Raw genomic sequence first — 741 nt, 5'->3', positions numbered from 1 at the left:
CGGGTCATTGATTACTCACTGACCACCCCCTGTTTAAGTTGGAAATTTCAGAAGAGGCGACAACTATGCTGGCACAGGGGGAATCCCTGGCCTCTAATATAGGTCAGGGATTTATTGCTTTTGTATTCTTTCTTTATTGGTGTAGCTAATGGCATATCTATTGCTGCTATCATCAAAATGATCAAGCTGTTTTGGGTTTCATATCTGCCTCGTACTTGATATCAGATGTTTGAGTGAATCGTTTACTTTGACTCCTGTGGGCAAGATCTTTGCCTGCGGGCTGCGATAACGTATCGGGGACGAGAAGGGCTAACAAAGCTTCTGTTGTATGTCTGTAATTATATAGGCCTTGTCGTGCCCAGCCATCGTCATCAGGACAGAACGTTTCCCTTAAATGCGCGTATTCTTCACTCCTGAATAACGCCTCTAACCCCTCCGGACTGGAATGATTTTTTCGCCTGAGCGCAGCTGACAGGGTTTGCAAGGCCGGTGGCTCAGAACCAAGAATGCTATTGATCGTCCCTATTTCCTGACAGATGGAGATGACATCCGTGATACCATTATCAGGATCTTTTAATTGCATGAACCAGTCTGTGATATCGCCGTGGATCGGATAAAAAACCTGCCGTGCAGAGGGACGTTCGACTTGATAGCCTTGAGGGTGCGTATTCTGGCACAACTTGAACACCGATTCTGGTAACTCTTGAACACCCATTCTGGTAAGTCTTGAACACTGATTCT

1 protein-coding gene is annotated in these 741 nt (G+C 45.9%); it reads right to left on the bottom strand.

Annotated elements, in window-relative coordinates; genetic code table 11:
- Positions 1–181: 181 nt before the first annotated feature.
- Positions 182–741 (bottom strand): hypothetical protein (locus ABD892_RS10310; RefSeq protein WP_345195538.1); only part of this gene is annotated, 560 nt, incomplete at its 5' end.

Source organism: Kistimonas scapharcae (assembly GCF_039540975.1).
Classification (GTDB): domain Bacteria; phylum Pseudomonadota; class Gammaproteobacteria; order Pseudomonadales; family Endozoicomonadaceae; genus Kistimonas; species Kistimonas scapharcae.
Note: the sequence above shows the minus strand (reverse complement) of the source record. Positions and strands in the feature narration are given on the sequence as shown.